The organism is Bacteroidia bacterium (assembly GCA_033391075.1).
In the GTDB taxonomy this organism is placed as follows: domain Bacteria; phylum Bacteroidota; class Bacteroidia; order J057; family J057; genus JAWPMV01.
In genome coordinates this window covers 6,991,466-7,007,161 of the sequence record JAWPMV010000001.1, presented here as the reverse complement: position 1 = coordinate 7,007,161, position 15,696 = coordinate 6,991,466, and the positions used below count along the sequence as shown (strand labels likewise).

The 15,696-nt window shown below is 42.3% G+C and carries 10 protein-coding genes; 6 read left to right on the top strand and 4 right to left on the bottom strand.

From position 1 onward, the window contains the following. Window positions 1–43: 43 nt before the first annotated feature. The 3 genes from R8P61_27965 to R8P61_27955 are packed head-to-tail and all read right to left on the bottom strand — an operon-like array spanning window position 44 to window position 6,012. Window positions 44–2,194, bottom strand: a complete 2,151-nt coding sequence (locus R8P61_27965) for a c-type cytochrome domain-containing protein (protein MDW3650946.1) — start codon at window positions 2,192–2,194, stop codon at window positions 44–46. Beyond that, window positions 2,191–3,645, bottom strand: coding sequence for a DUF1501 domain-containing protein (locus R8P61_27960; GenBank protein MDW3650945.1), 1,455 nt, complete (start codon window positions 3,643–3,645; stop codon window positions 2,191–2,193). Before R8P61_27960 ends, R8P61_27965 begins: the two co-directional genes overlap by 4 nt. A 21-nt stretch (window positions 3,646–3,666) precedes the next feature. Then, window positions 3,667–6,012, bottom strand: coding sequence for a PSD1 and planctomycete cytochrome C domain-containing protein (locus R8P61_27955; GenBank protein MDW3650944.1), 2,346 nt, complete (start codon window positions 6,010–6,012; stop codon window positions 3,667–3,669). 972 nt (window positions 6,013–6,984) lie between these two features. On the opposite strand from R8P61_27955, the gene R8P61_27950 reads away from it, so the two are divergent. Further along, a complete protein-coding gene (locus tag R8P61_27950) occupies window positions 6,985–8,061 on the top strand; it encodes an ATP-binding protein (GenBank protein ID MDW3650943.1) in 1,077 nt (358 codons plus the stop codon). After that, window positions 8,054–9,148 (top strand): adenylate/guanylate cyclase domain-containing protein, encoded by a 1,095-nt coding sequence (locus R8P61_27945; protein ID MDW3650942.1) that lies wholly within the window; start codon window positions 8,054–8,056, stop codon window positions 9,146–9,148. Before R8P61_27950 ends, R8P61_27945 begins: the two co-directional genes overlap by 8 nt. A 5-nt stretch (window positions 9,149–9,153) precedes the next feature. On the opposite strand, the gene R8P61_27940 is transcribed toward R8P61_27945, so the two are convergent. Next, a complete protein-coding gene (locus R8P61_27940) occupies window positions 9,154–11,184 on the bottom strand; it encodes a Na+/H+ antiporter NhaC family protein (GenBank protein ID MDW3650941.1) in 2,031 nt (676 codons plus the stop codon). 51 nt (window positions 11,185–11,235) lie between these two features. On the opposite strand from R8P61_27940, the gene R8P61_27935 reads away from it, so the two are divergent. The 4 genes from R8P61_27935 to R8P61_27920 all read left to right on the top strand — a co-directional run bounded on the left by R8P61_27935 (window position 11,236) and on the right by R8P61_27920 (window position 15,677). Continuing rightward, window positions 11,236–12,171: an isoaspartyl peptidase/L-asparaginase gene (locus R8P61_27935; protein MDW3650940.1), complete on the top strand. Its 936-nt coding sequence runs from the start codon at window positions 11,236–11,238 to the stop codon at window positions 12,169–12,171. A gap of 61 nt (window positions 12,172–12,232) precedes the next feature. Beyond that, window positions 12,233–13,393: a hypothetical protein gene (locus R8P61_27930; protein ID MDW3650939.1), complete on the top strand. Its 1,161-nt coding sequence runs from the start codon at window positions 12,233–12,235 to the stop codon at window positions 13,391–13,393. 19 nt (window positions 13,394–13,412) lie between these two features. Continuing rightward, window positions 13,413–14,582 carry a hypothetical protein gene (locus R8P61_27925; protein MDW3650938.1) on the top strand — a complete coding sequence of 390 codons (1,170 nt, stop codon included), beginning with the start codon at window positions 13,413–13,415 and terminating at the stop codon, window positions 14,580–14,582. A gap of 141 nt (window positions 14,583–14,723) precedes the next feature. Continuing rightward, the gene (locus tag R8P61_27920; protein ID MDW3650937.1) at window positions 14,724–15,677 is read left to right on the top strand and encodes a FecR domain-containing protein; all 954 of its coding nucleotides are present in this window, start codon (window positions 14,724–14,726) and stop codon (window positions 15,675–15,677) included. Window positions 15,678–15,696 lie beyond the last annotated feature (19 nt).

Sequence of the window (15,696 nt, the reverse complement as noted above, 5' to 3'; positions counted from 1 at the left end):
AGTAATTAGTAAAAAGGGAATGATTGAGGTTAATTCTCATTACTCAATACAAAAACACCTCATCTACAAAGACCCATCCTTTATCTCCTGCACCTCTATGCCAGGAAGGCATGGGATTTAAGGGCTTTGCAACAACCTTATAAGTCGTATAAGAAACCGGATCAAAAGCCAGGTCTATTCCGGCTACGCGATTCGGCTCATAGTCTTTGGCGCGAGGTAGGTTATGCTTCTTGAGTAATTGAAGTGAATTCTCATCCTTTCCGCCCCAAATCTCTACCGATGTAGGCGCCATGATATAGACATTGGAATTGAGGGCGTAGCTGAGTGAAAGTCGGCTCAATTCTGTCGGCTGATCAAATTTGAATACAGCACCGAAAGGACTGTCCTGATAACCCAGCCATTCTTTGGCTGTGAAGTTTCCGGCTTCTCCTTTCTCCCCATCCTGAAGATTTTGGGCTCCATTTCCTTTGTATTTGGGATTGGGTTCGAAGGTCAGAAAGCTGGCATCTGCTATTTTCCCTCGAGGAAAAAAGGTAAAGCTGGCCACATCACTGCTCTCCCAATTCTCCATAAATTCTCGTACCCGAACTTCCGTAACTCCTTCGATTCCGAAAGGGCCTTCATACAAGGTCGAACTACTATCCGGATCGCTTCCGTCTATTGTGTATCTCATTTGAGAACCAGGAAAGCTATTTTTAAAGCGAACTTTATCGGTGGATGCTAATACACTCTTTTTATTGAGTAAAGAAGGCATGGATAATTTCAAGCGCTCTGTATTGTCAGGGAGGAAACCCTGGTAAAAGGCAATAGCCGGATAGCTTTCCTGCAAGCCCTGAAAGTCTTCTGTTTTAAAAGAAGTGTTCCAAAGAAAGACTTCTTCCAGCTTTTGGAATTGAGGTAAAACTGATTGAAGCGAACTTACATCAACTGCTGTGCTGGATAAAGCCAGAGATTTGAGTTTGGGAAGCTTTGCTAGCTCCGAAAGTTTTGCGCCGCTAACATTCGTCCCATTGAGGTTCAATTTTTCCAGATTCGCAAATTGCGATATAGTGGGTATAACCTCATCTCCGACGGGCATATTCATCAAATTGAGGGAAACAAGTTGTTCTTTAACTTTGCTTAGTTCTTCCAGCTTCAGGGGATCATATTCCTGAGCTACATAGAAACTGGCAAATAAAGCCGGAGAATCATAGCTGCTTTTTCCCAGAGTCAGAAAGGGCGTATTGATTTCCTCCACTACTCTATCCGAAGCAAATTCAAAGCTATAGGCCTTCTCCTGACTGGCATATAAACGGTCGATTTTCTTTTCGGCCAGGGCGGCAAACTCACTTTGCTCTTCAAAAGCTTTCAGAGGCTTTTCCATATCTGCTCCCTCAGATATCCAGGCTGAAATGAGGGCAATATCCATCGGCTCCAACTGAGATTTTCCTCGGGGTGGCATATGTTTCTTTTCCTCTACTGGCAACAACATGCGCTGAACTATCAGACTATTTTCCGTATCACCAGCTTCCCAAATGGGGCCTTCTTCCCCTCCTTTTAAAATGGCTTCTACTGAAGTCATGATGAGATCGCCTTTACTCTTCTCTTCTTTATGGCAAGTGACACATTTGGCTTCTAGTATAGGGTAAATGGCTGTTTGATAGGCCGGAGCTTCCGGATCATAGGTTTGTACTTCTTCTTCCTGTAAAGGCGCCCAGACAAAATCTTCTCCATGTGTCAAACTCGCACCAAAATGTCCGGCAAAAATCAGAAGAACCAAAGAGCTGATGAGTCCCGCAGGATAGATCCATTTTTGTTTGGGAACCAATTGATCCACATACAGTAGTCCATAGGCCAGAAAACTCAAACCTACGCCTGTCCATTTATGCAGGTCCATCATATCGGCTCCATAGCCTCCCTCGCGAGAAAGGAAAAATCCCATGAGTGCACTAACCGAAGTCGTCAGAACAATGACATGCAAAAGAATGCTCCTTAGCTTACAAAAGGCTTCATCTGAGAATTCCTTTTTTATCACTTCCAGAAAGCCCAGCAATACCAGAAAACCAATCGGTAAATGCAGTAATAAAGGATGCAATCTCCCCAACGGTTGAAGCAAAAGAGGTACCTCGACCTTTTCCTCAAAAAAAAGGAGAAACAAAATAAGAATCTGACAAACGAAGGCGACTTGCCTAATTATATATCCTGCTTTACTCATGCTAATATCCCCGGTACGATTTTTCCATGTACATCTGTCAGACGATATCTACGTCCAAGATGCTTATAGGTAAGTTGTTCGTGATTGAGTCCCATTAGGTGCATCATGGTCGCGTGGAAATCATGCACATGCACCGGGTCCTTCACGATATTGTATCCGATTTCATCGGTTTCCCCATACACCACACCCGGCTTTACACCTCCGCCAGCCATCCAAATGCTATAGGCTCTTGGATGATGATCACGCCCATAGTTTTCACGACTTGAGGCTCCCTGTCCATAATTGGTTCGGCCAAACTCTCCGCCCCATACTACCAGGGTTTCATCCAATAAGCCTCTTTGTTTGAGATCCATCACCAAAGCTGCCGATGCACGATCGGAATCCTCAGCCTGAAGAGGCATTTCGCCCACCAGGTTTCCATGCTGATCCCAACCCTGATGGTATAACTGCACAAAGCGAACACCTGATTCCGAAAGTTTACGAGCCAGCAAACAATTGGCTGCATAGGTTCCGGGAATGAGACAATCCGCCCCATACATCCGAATGATGTGCTCGGGTTCTTTACTTAAATCCGTAATTTCTGGCACCGCCGTCTGCATGCGATAAGCCATTTCGTATTGCTGTATTTTGGCATGAATTTCTGGATCACCAAACTCTTCATAACTCATAGAGTTGAGCTGATCGAGTTTGTCCAGCATATTTCTTCGCTCGCTGTCTTTTACTCCTTTGGGATTGTTAAGGTAGAGAACAGGATCTTCTCCACTACTAAATTGTACGCCCTGATGGATGCTATCCAAAAAGCCATTGGTCCAGAGTTTAGAGTAAACCCCTTGCCCATTTCCCCTACCCCGCGAAAGCAAAACACAGAAGGAAGGCAGATTTTTATTTTCACTCCCCAATCCATAACTCATCCAGGCACCGATACTGGGTCGGTTTCCTTGTTGTGCGCCAGTTTGCATAAAGGTCAAAGCCGGATCATGATTGATCGCTTCTGTATGCATACTGCGAACGATGCAAATATCGTCCACGATCTTGGCAATATTGGGGAAGAGATCACTCACCCAGGCTCCGGATTGACCATATTGTTTGAAACCAAATTTTGAGCCGATCAAAGGAAAGCTTTTCTGCCCGGAAGTCATGCCCGTCAAACGCTGTCCATTCCTCACTGATTCTGGGAGTTCCTGCCCATGCAATTCATTGAGCTTGGGTTTGTAGTCGAAACTTTCCAATTGGGAAGGAGCTCCATTTTGAAAGAGGTAAATGACACGCTTGGCTTTGGGAGCAAAATGAGAAAAGCCCAAGGGCAAACTATCACTTGCTCCTTCTTTGCCCGAAAATATATCAGGTACCAAAAGAGAACCTAAAGCCAGACTTCCTACGCCCAAACTGAGTTTGCTCAGAAAGTGCCGTCGATTGGTATTGAGTTTATGTTCGAATAAGGGATTAGCCATAATCGGAAAAATGTTGAGCGTTTAGGTTTTACTGATACTTTCTTCGAGATTATAAATGGTGTGTATGACCTGCATCAGAGCAGCCAGAGAGGGAACATCCTCAATTTGCGAACGCGGATATTCTCCCACCATCAGATTGCTATCGGCTCTTTGAGGTTCTGCCTCAAAGCTTGTTTTCATTTCTTTGTAGTATTCCTGAAGCACTTCCAGTTCTTCCGCTTTTACTTTACGGCAGACGATTTGGCGAAAGGCTAATTGTATCATCTCATCTAAAGGCTTTGCTTCTTGCATGAGTTTTTCAGCCAATACTCGAGAAGCCTCCAGGCTATGAGGATCATTCAACATCACCAAAGCCTGAAGAGGCGTATTGGTTTGTAAGCGTCGAACTTCACATTGATCCCGATTGGAAGCGTCAAACATGAGCATGGATGGAGGCGGAACCGTACGTTTGATAAAGGTGTACATCCCTCTTCGATAGAGGTCATTTCCATGATCCTGTATATAGGTTTGGAGTAAACCTCTACCCGAAGTTGCAGACTCCCAAATGCCATCCGGCTGATAAGGTTTCACACTAGGTCCCCCGATTTCCGGATTCAACAAACCACTACTTGCCAGCACATGATCTTTTACAAATTCGGCATTGAGGCGACGGCGAGGAAAACGAGAGAAATAGAGATTGTCGGGGTCGCGTTCCAATTTCCTTTTATCGGTTTCGGAGGATTGCATATAGGTCGCCGACATAAGAATCTTTTTCATGAGGGCTTTTATGTCCCAGCCCGATTCCCGAAAATCGACCGCCAGATAATCCAGTAATTCCAGATGCGTGGGCAAATCTCCCTGCATCCCAAAATCTCCGGAAGACTTGACGATGCCTGTTCCAAAGATTTCCTGCCAAATCCGATTGACAAAAACACGTGCTGTAAGCGGATGTTCGTCCGCCAGCAACCATTTCGCCAATCCCAATCTATTTTGCTCAAACTTTGTACTATCAAAAGGGAAAATAAATTCCGGCATAAAAGGCTTGACCCTTGTCGTAGGTGAATCATAATTTCCGCGATCCAGAATATGTGTCGTACGCATATCTACAGAATCCTGCATGATCATGACTTTGACAGGCATGCTATCTTTTTTGTTGACAAAGTGCAGAAGCTCCTCCACATCTTCCGTCTTGATCTGCATATTGGGAGGATCAGCAAAGTTGGCATCTATGGTTCCAAATAGTCCTTTCTCTGGCACCTGATTAAAAAAGGCAAAAGCCTCGAAATAATTCTGCTGAGAAATGGGATCATATTTATGGTCATGGCATTTGGCACATTCATATGTCAATCCCAAAAATGCCTTGCCGAAGGTATTGGTTCGATCCGTTACGTATTCAATCCGATATTCTTCATCGATTACGCCTCCTTCCTGTGTGATCTTGTGGTTTCGGTTGAAACCCGTTGCCAGCAACATCTCTTTATTGGGATCAGGAAGGAGATCTCCGGCTAGCTGCCAGGTTAGGAATTTTTCGTAGGAATAGTTTTCATTAAACGCATGGATAACCCAGTCTCTCCAGGGCCACATCGTTCGCAATCCATCATCCTGATATCCATGTGAATCTGCATATCGCGCCACATCCAACCAATGCAAAGCCATCTTTTCTCCATAATGCTTGCTTTCCATCAATTCATCCAGCACCTTCTCGTAAGCATCTGAACCTTCATCCGCTAAAAAGCGATCCTGCATATCTACCCCAGGTGGCAAACCGGTAAGGTCAAATGCCGCTCTTTTCAGCAGCCGCTCTTTATCTGCCATAGGATTAGGAGCCAAACCAAGTTCGTCCAGTTTTTGCAGGACAAAGGGGTCGATTTCATTTTTCACCCAGGAAGTCTTCTTTACTTCCGGCAATTTCTCTTTTTGAGGGGCAATGTAGGCCCAATGTTGCTTGAACTCGGCTCCTTCTTCGATCCATTTTTGGAGGAGCCTTCTTTCTCTTTCTGTCAGTTTCAAATTAGACTCAGGCGGAGGCATGAGTTCGTTTTCATCAGCCGTCCAAATCCGATGGACCAATTCTGATTGTGAAATGTCTCCTGCAACTATGGCAAACTTCCCGGGAGATTCCGCTAACTCTGCTTTGGCCGCCATTTCTTTATCCAATCTCAATCCTGCTTCTCTTTTATTAGCATCCGGACCATGGCAGGTATAGCATTTATCAGAAAGGATGGGACGGATGTGGAAATTGTAATCTACGACCTCTGGGAGGACTTCTTCTTTTGCTCCCGAACTAAATCCTGCGATCCACAGACAGGCAAGCACCGCCACTATTGCTAATAATAACCATTTCCTCTTGGCTAGAACTGTAGAAAATATGCGTGTAGTAGAATTCATAGCAAGTCTTAATGTTCGGTTTCAGGTATATCCTTTTTGATAAAGAAAATCAGAACTCGATTGTCAACAACAATTTGAAGAGGAAAATCATCAAACTGGCTACTTTTGAAGAAAGATGATTATCACTCCCTGATGTATTTTATGTAATGAATCACTCATGTAAAATGAATGATAAAAAACATTTCACTATGGGAGAAAAATTGCCCTATCCTAGACAATAATAGCAAAATAATTTATAATGTGCACGTGCACAAGGCTTAATTAGGGCAAATTCATCAAAATCGAATGGCCTTAAACGGCGAAGAGAAAGCTAAAAGAAATTCCCGGGAAGCACTTGTTCTTCCAAAGATTCTTCAGCAGCGTGTAATTCATAACAAGCTAGATTGAGGATAAATTGAAATCTTACTATAAATATAGAAAATAGTCCTTTCTCTTGAAGGGCTTAATCGACAATTCTATCCTGCTTTATCAAAATTAAATTCCCCTTGAGATAAATAGGAAGTTAAGATAACAACATCCTTTACATCCCATAAAAGACGTCAACCAAAACATTTTTGGCGAATGAATTAAATTTAGCCTTCTCAAATAAAATGTATCTCGACTAAAATACGTACATTTAATATAGGCCATTTCCTCTCTGTGGATCACTGCATCCAAACCATGATTTCTATTAGAAAAAGCATTCTTTCATTAGCCCATCAGCAAAAGCTTTCCCTTTTGTTGGATAACATCATGAGTACCCTTATGAGCTATGCAGATAATAGCTATGCGATTATCTTGTTATGGGATGATTCACAAGAATTCAAGTTGAAGTTGCGCTCAGATAAACGGGAAATCATGGCCCATGAGGAGGGACATTCAAATCCTGAGAAAGATTTTCCGGCCAAGCTACTTTCTTATGCTTTAGAAGAGGGGAAAAATCTGAATATTTCAAGCCTCCATACAGAGAAACTTTTCCAATCGGATCCTTATGTGCTTCTAAATCGTCCTCAATCCGTCCTATGTTTATCTATAAAGACTTCTGAGGATCAATTTGGCATCATCTATCTTGAAGCAAAGCAGGAAGCCAGGCCATTTTCAGAAACTGATTTTTTAGTCTTTTCCGGACTTTCAACTCAATTAGCCTATGCTCTGGAAAGCGCTGGAAAGTATGAAAGTATCAAACAAAAGCTTGAGTATACTAAAAGGGAATTGAAGACTCAAAAAGCCGAAACAATTCACCTACAGGATAGCCTTGATGCTGCGCAAAGTAAAATGGTTCATTTGGAAAAAATGGCTTCGATTGGTCAAATGACGGCAGGGATTGCGCATGAAATCAATAATCCTGTTAACTTTGTGAAATCTAATATAGATTCCATAAAATTAGACCTTGAAGACCTAAAATCTATATTAAGAGCCTACCAGCAAATACAACCAGAAACAGCAGAAGAAAATTTAGAAAAGGCAAACGCGCTAGCCAAGAAACTGGATCTTACTTTTTTATTGATGGAGATCGATAAACTTATAGAAGATATCAAAGAAGGTGCGTCCCGAACCAGCGAAATTATATCAGGATTAAGAAATTTTTCCAGATTAGATGAATTTGACTTTAAATTCGTTGATATTAATAAGGGACTGGATTCAACCCTGATCCTCTTAAATAATCGCTTTAAAGAAAGAATAAGAATACACAAGGACTATGATGATTTAACACTCACCGAATGCCTCCCTGGTAAAATCTATCAGGTTTTTATGAATATCCTGACCAATTCCATTCAGGCTATCCAGGGAAAAGGAGACATTTATATTAAAACAGAGCAAAACAGAGATAAGATTTTTATTTCAATCAAGGATACAGGTATAGGCATGAGCGAAGAGGTCAAAAAGAATATTTTTGAACCATTCTTCACCACTAAAGATGTTGGAGAAGGAACAGGCCTGGGACTTTCAATTTCACAAGAAATTATTGAAAGACATCAAGGAGAAATTCGAGTAAATAGTACCCCCTCGATTGGCACGGAATTTATCATTACCTTGCCGGTCAATCAACGTCATCAGGATCATGGATAGAGGTAAATTTTCAATTCTATTTGTCGACGACGAAGAACAAAATCTTTTTGCATTCAAAGCAGCTTTTCGCCGAGAATACAATATCTATACGGCTAATAATGGCCCCGAGGCCATTGATTACTTGCGTAAAAATAAAATTCAGCTTGTCATTACCGATCAACGAATGCCCGAAATGACCGGTGTTGAGTTATTGGATACAATTCGTAAAGAATTTCCCAAACCTATTCGGATGATCCTTACTGGTTACTCAGATGTAGAAGCCGTCATCAATGCGATCAATGCCGGAGGTGTTTACAGATATATCACCAAGCCCTGGGATAAGGACGAGATTCGCATGAATATAGAAAATGCCAGGCAGTTATATGATTTAGCGGAAAGAAATCAATTATTGCTAAAAGATCTCCAAAGAAGTGTGGACGAATTGCAGAAAACCGTTTCTATTTTCTCCAAGTATGTTCCAAAGCCAGTCGTTGATTCTGCTTTAAATAGCCAGGAAGGTCCCATTATTCAGGGTGAACTTCTGGAGGCAACGATTCTTTTCTGTGATATTCGGGGGTTTACGCCATTGAGTGAAGAATTGGCCCCGGAAAAAGTAGTCCTGCTCCTGAATGAATATTACTCGACCATGGCAACAGTAGTTGATCGCCATAATGGTTCTGTCAATCAGTTCATAGGAGATGAAGTCTATGCTACTTTTGGCGCTCCCCTCGCCTATCCGAACAATAGCCAAAATGCCGTTTTCTGTGCCCTGGAAATGTTGGAAAAACGAGAAGAACTCAACAAATCTCTGAAAGAGAAATTCGGAATTACTATAGACCTGGGTATAGGTATAAATGCCGGCAAAGTGATCGCCGGAAATATGGGATCTATCGACCGAATCAATTATGGGGTGATTGGGGATACAGTTAATACAGGGAAGAGAATCGAAGGCCTGACCAAAGACAAGCCCAACTCTGTCCTGATTAGTGATGCCGTTTATCGACAGGTTTCTACTTTGGTATCAGCTAAAAGCCTGGGAGAAGTAGAGGTCCGTGGTAAAAGAGAAAAAATCATCATTCACCAGCTTCTTGGAAAAATTGCCTCTTGATCCTCTTAGTTTAGCTTTCCAGCAAAACGTACTACAGCGAAAAGAATCCCCAGCCCCAAAAGGAAACTCAAGCCTATCGGAAATCCAAAGGCACTGGGTATTGTCCCAACAAGCAGAGCGACTGTACCGACTGTAAGTGCATAAGGCAATTGGGTCCTTACATGATCTATATGATTACAGGAACATGCCAGCGAACTCAGAATGGTCGTATCCGAAATGGGGGAACAATGATCTCCCAAAACAGAGCCTGCCAGTACCGCTGAAACTGCATTGTACAAATAGGGAAGCGTAACCTCTGCTTCCAGTCCTTGCGACATCCCTACTTCCCAGGTCAATGGCAGCACTAATGGATACATGATCGCCATGGTTCCCCAGGAGGAACCGGTTGAGAATGAGATGAAAGCCGCTAATACAAAAACAATGGCTGGTATCCATGCAGGGGAAAGTTGATCTCCCAATAGTTCGGTTAGAAAGCCGGCAGTCTGCATATCCTCTGTAACTCCTTGTAAAGACCAGGCCAGAGTAAGGATGATAATGGCTGCAAACATGGCTTTGAAACCATGAACCATAGTATCCATTACTCGAAGAAGGGACATCATGCCCTGAGCCAATGTCATGAGAATCGCTACCGTTACAGCAGAAAGAGAAGCCCACAACAAAGCTGCATAGGAATCAGAATTACCAATGATGGTCGAAAGCTTAGTAAAGAAGCCCTGGGATTCATCATTCCATACCTCCGCATCATGCCCAGTGTAAAACAAACCTAAAATCACTCCTATAACCAACACCAAAATCGGGATCAGCGCATTATAGCTTTTAGGGATAATATCTTTCAGAGGTTGAAAGTGCTTAAGCGTATCTTCTTCAGAGCCGGAAGAATCCCGACGACTTACTTCTCCGGTTTCCCGAGCCCTGACTTCCGCATTGAGCATCGGCCCAAAATCTCTCCCGGTAAATATGAGCATCAACATAAATGCCAGGGTCATGATGGGATAAAAAGAGTATCCCAACGAATTGATGAAAATCCCATAAGCACTTTGGCCTTCCGGAAAATTCTCCAGTCCTTCAATTCCTCCTTGTATATATCCCAATTCTGCTCCGATCCAGGTGGTAATAAAAGCCAGAGCTGCAACAGGCGCTGCAGTTGAATCCACCAGGTAACTCAGTTTCTCTCTGGAGATTCGCAGTTTGTCCGTAATCGAACGCATGGTATTTCCGACCACCAGCGTATTGGCATAGTCATCAAAGAAAATCACCAGCCCTAATAGCCAGGTAGCAAATTGTCCGGTCTTGGCAGTAGTCGCTATTTTAGAAATGCGATTGACAATGCCTTGCATACCTCCATTTTTGGAGATCACTCCTACCATTCCCCCAATCAATAAAGAGAAAAGAATAATGGAAAGGTGGCCTTGATCCATCAAAGCATTTATAACATAGGTATCTATTACTGTCAGAAAACCGGACAGGACGCCTTTTATTCCCTCACCTGCATAAAAAGCTAATACTGCAGAGCCCGCAAAGATCCCCAGAAAGAGAGAAACAACAACTTCTCTAAAGATCAAAGCTAAAATGATCGCCATAAGAGGAGGAAGGATGGACATCCAGGGGGGAAAGTTCACTACGGGGATTGCTATCTTCTTTTCATGCGCTCCGGAGCGAAATACCAATTCCTTTTGGTCTTTTTCAGGAATAAAGGAAAACCCTCCTTTGCCATCGGCCAAAGTGACTGTTTGCTGTTCGCCACCTACCTCAATATCAATCTCCGTCAAATCTGCAGGAGCTTGCTTGATATTTATATAAGCCCTCGCTTCTTTTCCGGATTGCATAACCTTAGGCAAGGACAAACTATAATTGCCTTCCTGCAAGGAAAATCCAGGAGGAATTTCTTCCTGATTTAGGCTATCCACCTGAGCAGAAAGAGGCAGGAGAAAAGCAATCATTAAAAAAAGAAACAGGCCTCGGGAAAGAAGTCTGTATAAACTATGTAGTATGTAAGTAGTAGGAGCAATACGCATAGAGAAGTGAAACTTTGCCATAAGTTAGGAAAATTTCCAGGCAATGGGCAAAGATCATTATCTTCGCGCCAGATGAAAAGATTTGCAATAGCCATTCATGGAGGCTCGGGTACAATTTTACGTTCTCATATGCCTCAGGAAAAAGAGGTCTTGTATAGGAAAGGACTGGAAGAAGCGCTTTCAGCAGGCTATGATTTCCTGGAGCAGGGAGGAAGTGCGCTGGATGCTACTGAAATTGCGGTAAAAATCCTGGAGGATAATGCCCTCTTCAATGCAGGCAAAGGTGCCGTTTTTGATGGGGATGGAAAACATCAGTTGGATGCTTCTATCATGAGAGGCGATACCTTAGAAGCAGGATCAGTTGCAGGAATTCGAGGAGTAAAAAATCCCATAAGCCTGGCCAGAAAGGTAATGGAAGAGTCGGCTTATGTAATGATGATTGGGAGAGGGGCTGAAAAATTTGCCCGGCTTCATAAACTACCCTTCAAAAAAGCTGACTATTTTTTCGATCAGCTCCGTTATGACCAATGGCTGAGAATCAAAGATACTCCCATAACCATGCTGGATCATGCAGACAAGGGAGAAAGAAACTTTAGCACAGTTGGGGCAGTAGCTCTAGATCAGGAAGGAAACCTCGCAGCAGCTACCTCTACAGGAGGTATGACCAACAAACAATACGGTCGCGTAGGAGATAGCCCCATAATTGGTTCGGGAACCTATGCAGATAATAAAACCTGTGCCGTCTGTTGTACAGGTCATGGAGAACCTTTTATGCGAGCAGTTGCCGCACATAGACTTTCGGCTCTTATGGAATATAAAGGAGTTTCTTTAAAAGAAGCTGCTAATGAGTTGGTGCATATCAAACTCAAATCCATGCAAGGCAAAGGAGGATTGATCGCTGTGGACAGGTCCGGGAATATAGAATTGGCCTTCAATTGCGAAGGAATGTACAGAGCGTCCCGCGTAGCAGGGAAGCCTCCCTATATTGGGATTTTTGATACAGATTAATTTATCAAACGTGTCGTTTTGAAGTAGATTTTCCCCTGCGAAAATGCTATCTTGGAAATGAATGAAAAAGTTGGCCTCCCTATTGCTGCTTTCCATTCCCTTCTTAGTCGCAGGTCAGGGAATTGATAGTTCTTATTTTGAGAACTACTCCCGTGTTATTAATCTTTCCGCAGATAGCAATCACCAAAATTTTGGACTCCTTGATTCAGCGGTGAGAGAGAATGAGTTTTTCTTTACAGCAGAACAGCATTGGAAAGCAGTAAACAGTCAACTTCAATTTAGTTTTCTGCAATACCTCCATCAAAAAGCGGGAGTGAGAAATCTTTTATTGGAAGGTGGCTATTCTTATGCTTTTCTCATCAATAAATTTCTGGAAACCGGAGACTATAGATTGCTGGAGAAAGTTCTGGAGGATATTCCGATTTGCCCCAAAGATCAGCGGCAACTTTTTGAGAGGATCAGAGCCTACAATTTGACTTTGCCGAAAGAAGAATGGATTCAGGTTCACGGCATTGATCTCGAGCACTCCCCTATTCTCTCTTTGCAGAGCATTAATAGTATGCTGCCGGCAAAAGAAATTCCTTCTGGGATTGCCAAGCGAACTCAACGACTGCTTGAGCTCCATCAATCTCCGTATTATGATAAGGCGGAAGTAAAGAAATTTTTCAAAGGATTAAATAAGGATATCAAACGTAAAGAGCAGGAATATCGAAGCTTTTGGGGAAAAGATTTTGAGATTTTTCAAATGATTACCCAAAATACAGTTCAGGCTTACCGCTTCACGATATTTAATGCTACTTTTTTCAAAAAGAGTTGGGAAAAGAGAGAGGAAAGGATGTATGCGAACTTTCTTCTGACAAAGGAAAAAATGAAAAAAGGCAAATTTTATGCGCAGTTTGGTGCCCTGCATACAGATATCAATACATCCTCTCGATGGGAATTCCCGACTTTGGCCAATCGCCTCAATTATTCGATAGATTCTCCGGTTCAAGGAAAGGTATTGACGATATCTCGCTACTTTAGGAAACTAAATTCCGACTATCAAAAACCGGGTGAATATAAAATGCTGGAAAGTATGATGAGTTTGGCAGAAAAAAAGTTTTCTGATAGCATTGTTCTCTTTAGCATGGTTGGTAATAAGACCCCTTTTAAAGAATTGAGTAAGACTTTTCAATACATCATTTTAATAGATCCCGATCTGGAACAAGAAGGTTGCGAATAAGTATGATGCATACATGTGGATGACTAGAATCATTTTCGGATTAATTCTGAGTAGTTGCTTTGCTTCCTTGTATTCCCAAACTCCCTCAGTCCAGCTTCCTGAGGATCAGGTAGTTTATTTCAATACCTACGATCTTCAAAAGATGGATAGTCTCCCTATGCTAGATTCTGTTCTGGCTCAGTATAAATTCTTTTTCACTGCGGAAGAACATTGGTTGGACATCAATACGCAGATCCAATATGAGTTTCTCGTCTTTTTGCATAGACATGCAGGGGTCAAAAATCTCATTTTAGAAGGAGGTTATTCCTATGCCTACATGATCAATCAGTACCTGAAAACCGGAAAGGAATGGTATCTAAAAAAAGCTTTGTATAATCCCCCTGTTTGCCCTGATGGGCTTACTGAGCTTTTTAGAAAAATCTATGCATATAATCTCCGTTTTCCTCCCCTCGACAGAATCCAGGTAGTTGGGATCGACCTGGAGCAATCTCCTCAATTGGTCGTCAACACCCTGAATGAGCTCATCCCTAATAAAGTATTGAGTTCGGGGGTAAAGGAAAAGATGGAACAACTGATGCGCTATCAACTTACTCCGGAAAATGATAAAGAGCTTAGAAAATACTTTCGCCAACTCCATAAAGAAGTTCAAATAAGAAGAAGAGCCTATAGAAGATACTGGGGAAATCAGTATTGGCTCTTTAAAATGATTCTGGATAATACGGTCCAGGGCTTTGATTCACCTTTATTACGAGATTTTATTTACGCCCATAGTGATCAAAAGAAGCGCGAAGAACGATTATTTCAGAATTTCAGGCTTCTGCAAGAGCATGAACGCTTCCGTAAAGGAAATTTCTATGCACAATTTGGCGGCATACATACGGAACTCAGTCCAGCCATAAATTGGGGCTACCTCACCCTCGCCCAAAGGCTCAATTTTGATAAACTTTCTCCCGTTCAAAATCAGGTCCTGAGTTTTTCTAAATATTTCCGAAGACTACGAAGAATTTATGAACGCTTCGATGAATATGAAGCATTCGCAGAGGTCATGGATGGGATCTCAAAAAACATGAAAACGGATTTTGCTCTCTGCAAAATGGAAGGAGGTGTCAATATTTTCCCCAACATTAGCAAAGATTTCCAATTTATGTTGGTGATTAAGCCAGATAAAGAGATAAATAGATGCGAATAGCCCGGATTTTTCGCATATTTAACCCACGATTGAAACCGTTCATACAGTGATTCCGTCAAGAATACTATATCAGGTAGGGTTTTTTATTTATGGATTGTAAACCATATAAACACCAGATAAACACCAGAATACCAAAAGATTATGAACAGATTCGTGCCTGATGAAAATTTTCTTGCTCGTTGGACGAGCGGAGAGTTGAGTGAAGCAGAGCTTGCGGAGTGGAAGGCAAGCCCTGAATATATCGAATATATGCGCATTCTGGATACCAGTTCAGCCTTGGAGTTGCCTGCAACTCGAGAGCCTGCTGATATTTGGAATGACTTATCTGCAAAGCTAACTGAAGCGCCTGTTGTCAAAATGGACGCTCCAGTTAGGAAATTTGTATTGCCCAGATGGAGCTATGCTGCAGTAGCAGCTGTCGCTCTACTTTTTGCCTTATTTGTATTCCTCCCGGATACATCAACCTATCAGACCCTTGCAGCTCAAACTGAATCAGTTACACTTCCCGATGGATCTTTAGTGCATATGCACGCGGGTTCCATTGTAAGTTTTTCTGATGATTGGGATGGAAACAGAACCGTTAACCTTAGCGGTGAGGCATTTTTTGAAGTAAAGAAAGGAGAGAAATTCACGGTAATTACTCCCCGAGGTAATGTTGAAGTATTAGGAACCAGCTTTAATGTAAAAGCAAGAAGTAATAGTTTTAAAACTACTTGCTATACAGGTAAAGTTCGGGTAAACACTCTAAACAATGCTTCAGAGCAGGTTCTGACGCCAGGTTCACTTGCTTTGCTTGATGAAAAGGGGAGCCTGAATAAGATCGAAATGGAGTTGGATGGCACTTCTCCTGAGTGGATGAGTGGCAAGTACAGATTCCGAAATGATCCGCTATCTGACATTGCGACAGAATTTGAAAGAATTTTTGATGTAAACATAGATCTTGAAATCGATAATGACCGTATAAGCAAAAAGTACAATTACACTGTACTCAGCAACGACCTGAAAACCGAATTAGAAAATTTAACCAAGGTCATTGGAGGCGCGAAAATAATATATGATGCTGAAAAGCAAATTCGTATATTACCGACTCCATAAAAATCGATTTCTCTGGGGC

Excerpts from the sequence above, each read along its gene's own strand:
- R8P61_27945 (MDW3650942.1), top strand. The coding sequence starts at position 8,054 with ATGGATAGAGGTAAATTTTCAATTCTATTTGTCGACGACGAAGAACAA.
- R8P61_27925 (MDW3650938.1), top strand. The coding sequence starts at position 13,413 with ATGACTAGAATCATTTTCGGATTAATTCTGAGTAGTTGCTTTGCTTCC.
- R8P61_27960 (MDW3650945.1), bottom strand. The coding sequence starts at position 3,645 with ATGGCTAATCCCTTATTCGAACATAAACTCAATACCAATCGACGGCAC.
- R8P61_27935 (MDW3650940.1), top strand. The coding sequence starts at position 11,236 with ATGAAAAGATTTGCAATAGCCATTCATGGAGGCTCGGGTACAATTTTA.
- R8P61_27955 (MDW3650944.1), bottom strand. The coding sequence starts at position 6,012 with ATGAATTCTACTACACGCATATTTTCTACAGTTCTAGCCAAGAGGAAA.
- R8P61_27920 (MDW3650937.1), top strand. The coding sequence starts at position 14,724 with ATGAACAGATTCGTGCCTGATGAAAATTTTCTTGCTCGTTGGACGAGC.
- R8P61_27940 (MDW3650941.1), bottom strand. The coding sequence starts at position 11,184 with ATGGCAAAGTTTCACTTCTCTATGCGTATTGCTCCTACTACTTACATA.
- R8P61_27965 (MDW3650946.1), bottom strand. The coding sequence starts at position 2,194 with ATGAGTAAAGCAGGATATATAATTAGGCAAGTCGCCTTCGTTTGTCAG.
- R8P61_27930 (MDW3650939.1), top strand. The coding sequence starts at position 12,233 with ATGAAAAAGTTGGCCTCCCTATTGCTGCTTTCCATTCCCTTCTTAGTC.